The sequence below is a fragment of the Gammaproteobacteria bacterium genome, assembly GCA_027296625.1.
Lineage (GTDB): Bacteria > Pseudomonadota > Gammaproteobacteria > JAKEHO01 > JAKEHO01 > JAKEHO01.
Window position 1 is genome coordinate 1 of sequence record JAPUIX010000025.1, and the last position, 4,198, is coordinate 4,198.

5 protein-coding genes are annotated in these 4,198 nt (G+C 53.5%); all 5 read left to right on the top strand.

Features of this window, described 5'->3' with window-relative positions:
* On the top strand, positions 1-380 hold a 380-nt coding region (locus tag O6944_01060; GenBank protein MCZ6717737.1), incomplete at its 5' end, for a hypothetical protein.
* Positions 381-392: 12 nt separating this feature from the next.
* Positions 393-1,430 carry an N-acetylneuraminate synthase family protein gene (locus O6944_01065; protein MCZ6717738.1) on the top strand — a complete coding sequence of 346 codons (1,038 nt, stop codon included), beginning with the start codon at positions 393-395 and terminating at the stop codon, positions 1,428-1,430.
* Entirely contained in the window at positions 1,412-2,578 is a 1,167-nt protein-coding gene (gene neuC, locus O6944_01070; GenBank protein MCZ6717739.1) for a UDP-N-acetylglucosamine 2-epimerase, read from the top strand. The genes O6944_01065 and neuC overlap by 19 nt, the downstream gene beginning before the upstream one ends.
* 16 nt (positions 2,579-2,594) lie before the next feature.
* On the top strand, positions 2,595-3,599 hold the full coding sequence (locus O6944_01075; GenBank protein MCZ6717740.1) for an NAD-dependent epimerase/dehydratase family protein: 1,005 nt from the start codon (positions 2,595-2,597) through the stop codon (positions 3,597-3,599).
* 137 nt (positions 3,600-3,736) lie between these two features.
* The coding region (locus O6944_01080; GenBank protein ID MCZ6717741.1) for a hypothetical protein at positions 3,737-4,198 on the top strand (462 nt) is incomplete at its 3' end.

Here is a 4,198-nt window from a genome sequence, read left to right on the forward strand (position 1 = left end):
CTCTGGTGGTGCTCCCTCACGAGGCGGAGGGGATCCAAAGGGATATTCAAAATGCTGACTTTGTTCTTTTGTGCCCAGAACAGGCTTCGCTAATACCTTGTGAATCTGTAGACCTTGCTATTAATACCTCAGCATTTCAGGAAATGAATTATTCGCTTATCGACTGTTATTTTAGGCTAGTGAAGAGATGTCTGCGGAAAGATGGTCTTTTTTATTGCTTAAACGAGAGGATTTTTACGAGACATAGAGATGACGGACCAATTGAGTTTGAAAAGTACCCCTGGGATCCTGGATTCGATGATATCTTTCATGAGGAGTTTGCATTCGGACGGTTGTCTGGGTCTTATGAGCGGATGCATCGATTACAAGTTAAATGTTGAGGGGGACTTTGGATGATTGAACCTGTTAGGATCGGGGATCGGTATATAGCTCCGGGGGAGAAGCCCTTCATTGTCGCGGAAGCCTGCATTAATCATCAGGGTGAGATCGTTGTGGCTGAGCGGATGGTGCGCGTGGCTCACGCACTTGGGGCTGACGCGATCAAATTCCAGGTCCATGTGCTCGAGAACGAGATGCTAAGGGAGGCCCCCCAATCCGATAACTTTGATGAGCCCCTTTGGGAGACCCTGGACAAAACGAACTTGACGGTGGACGAACACCGTCGACTGAAGCAGCTGTGTGAGAGCCTTGGCATAATATATCTGTGCACGCCGTTTAGCCGAGATGGCGCTGATATTCTAGAGGAGCTTGGCGTTGTTGCGTATAAGACTGGGTCTGGCGAGCTGACTAATCTTCCTGTTCAAGAACATATAGCGAAAAAGGGAAAGCCAATGATCATTTCGACGGGAATGTGCACCGTTGATGAGATTGCTGAAACGGTGGAACTGGTCAAAAATGTAGGTACCCCGTTCATTCTCACCCACTGTGTTTCCGCCTACCCAGCTCCGTACCACATAGCCAACCTGAACATGATTCCCAAGTATATGGACCTCTTCAAGGTGCCCGTGGGACTGTCTGATCATACTCGCGGCATTTACACGTCGCTTGGTGCCGTCGCGCTGGGGGCGTGCCTGGTGGAGAAACACTTTACGCTTGACAAGCTGCAGAAGGGTCCGGATCACGCCTCGTCGCTTGAGCCGTTCGAGCTGGGCGAATTGGTGAAGGGAGCCAAGGCTGTCTTCCTGGCCCTCGGAGACGAAAAGCGCATCTTCCCCGAGGAGAACCAGATAATTGCATGGGCGCGCGAGAGCGTTGTGACAGAATGCTCCGTTGCCAAGGGGACCACCATCACGCCTGAGGTGGTCTGGGTGAAGCGGCCGAGCCCCGGTACGGGAGCGGTTCCGGCAAAAGACCTCAAGAAAGTTATTGGTCGGATAGCGAAGGTGGACATTCCCGAAGGAGTCCAGGTCCAGTGGGACCATCTGCAATAGAGCGACGCAAGATCGCGGTCATCACCGGTACCCGCGCGACTTACGGCTACAATCGCGGGATCATCAAGCTTCTACACGAGTCCCAGGCGGTTGACATGGAACTCATCGTGACGGGTATGCACCTGCTAAAGGAGTACGGGCTTTCCTTTCACGAGGTAGAGCGCGATGGGGTGCCGATTGCCGCACGAGTGGACATGATGATTGGTGGAGACACACCCACCGCATGGGCCAAGTCTCTTGGCGTGGCGATCCAAAGTTTCTCCCAGGTTTACGACATGCTCAGGCCAGATATTGTTCTCGTTAGTGGCGACCGTGGCGAAATGCTGGCAGCGACGATGGCGGCGGCCTACATGAATATCGTGGTTGCACACCTTCAGTCGGGCGACCTGTCGGGACATATCGACGGCTCGGCCCGCCACGCCATCACGAAACTTTGCCATATTCACTTTCCGGCTTGCGACGACTCGACCCTTCGCGTCGAGAAAATGGGTGAAGAACCATGGCGCATCTTCAACGTTGGCGCGCCACAACTTGACGAGGTGATCCACGGACGGAAGCTCGACCCGTCCTCACTGGCGAACATGCTGGCCCTAAAGCTTGGCGAGCCCATCTTGATCGTCCTCCAACACCCAGTCCTCGCCGAAGTGGGTCAGACCAGGGACCAGATGGTGGAAACGATGGAGGCGATCAAGCGTGCCCGGCAGCAGACGCTGGTGATCTATCCCAATGTCGATGCCGCTGGTCAAGAGATCATCGATGTCATTCGCCAATACGAACACCTCCCCTTCGTCAAGGCGGTCAGCAATCTTGATCGGGAAGTCTTCCTCAGCCTGCTCACTGTCGGCTCTGCTCTGGTAGGAAACTCGAGCTGTGGCATCTTGGAGGCACCGTCGTTCAAGCTGGCCGCGGTGAACATCGGCAACCGGCAGCGTGGCCGGTTGCAGGCCTCCAACGTGATCAACGTAGACCACGACTGCGACCGGATCTTCGAGGCCATTGAAAAGGCCGTGGGGGACGAGTCTTTCAAAATCCAGCTTGACCACTGCGTGAACCCTTATGGCGATGGGAAGAGTTCCGAGCGGGTAGTGAAGATTCTCAGCGAGATTCCCATCGACCATCGACTGCTTGACAAGCAGATGACGTACTGATTCCACGAGGACTTCCATGAACATCCAATCAGTTCTCGTCACCGGCGGCGCTGGTTGCATTGGCCTCGAGGTATGCACTGAGCTGAAGCGGAGAGGATTGAAGGTCCGGTTATTTGACCTTCCCGAACAGGTGTTGCGGGTAAAACACGCAGTCGCGGGAGATATTGAAATCTTCTTCGGATCGGTTCTTGACTCCTCGTCCCTTCGTGACGCTATGGATGGTTGCGATGCCGTAATCCATCTGGCTGCAATGCTGGGGGTTAGAAGGACGGAACTCAACAAGCTTAGGTGCCTGGAAATTAATGTGGACGGCTCTAAGCGTGTACTAGAGTGTGCCATCCAACATCAGTTGAAGAAGATCGTTTTTTCCTCTTCCTCCGAAGTTTACGGAGAGCCTTCGTTTAATCCCGTGGATGAGAATGCGCCTACGCAAGGCAAGAGCGTCTATGCGGTAAGTAAGCTTGTGGGGGAGGAACTGTGCAAGGCATATGCACAACGTTATCCTGAGTTTTCCTACACGATCCTACGTTACTTTAACACTTACGGTCTGTATCAGACGGCACAATTCGTAATACCCAAGTTCGTGGCAAACGTGCTCAAGGACAGACCTCCTATCATCTATGGCGATGGTAAACAGAAACGGTCCTATTGTTTTGCAAGTGACGTAGCTTGGGCGACCGTTGAGGCACTTTTACGCAGGGAAACCAATGAACAGGTGTTCAATATCGGGAATGGGGCACGAAGCGTTGACTTGTGGGAGCTAGCGCGGTTAGTCATCTGGCTTGTTGGCAAAGATGGTAAAATGAAGCCTCTGCAGCAGCCGGATTTCGCGTTTACGGACCGTGCCGCGGACCGGGAGGTCGCCATCCGTGTATGTGACACGGGTAAAGCACACGAGATACTAGGGTTCTCGCCTCGGGTATCACTAGAGGAGGGCATTCGGAGGCTGATAAGTTCATGCGCCATATTTGAACGGTGGGAGACAACCGAACTGTCGTATCTGCAGGACGAGTTGGTATGACCGGCTCGTTTGTCCAAGCGAACGAGAAGTGGCAAATCTCATGCAGATGGGTACTTGTGATAGAGAAAAGTGAGCTCGTGAACTCTCGTGCGAATATACTGGTCGTTCGATGTGCCTGGACTAGATAAATAAAGGCCATGGTCTCCTTTCGAAGTATAGCGAAGTACGTGGTTAATCCCCGGCGATTGGCGGACCGCTGGCGGATCCATTGCGATCTCCGCCAATTCCGTCAGGCGTATGCGTCCCTCTTTGGCGTTCCCGTTCGCTCGGACGCCGACCCGCGAGTTCTCGTCGTCGGTCTTCACGACTTCATTCCATCCGCCAAGGAGGATGGGGTCTATGCCAAGACTCTAGAGTGGCGTGGCTACACACCCTATATACTTGTCGAACGGAACTCGATAACCCTCCAATATTACAAGGTTTTTGGCTTCAATCGATTTATCGCTTTCAGTGATTTCATTCACATTGTCCCACGGGATCCGTTTCTTGACCGAGCTAGAGAAGTGGTTTCAGGCGCGGACCGGGCAGCGGACCTGGTGAACTTGCGGTACCGAGACGTGTACGTCGGGCGTCACGTACTGTCGTTACTGACGCGGCAG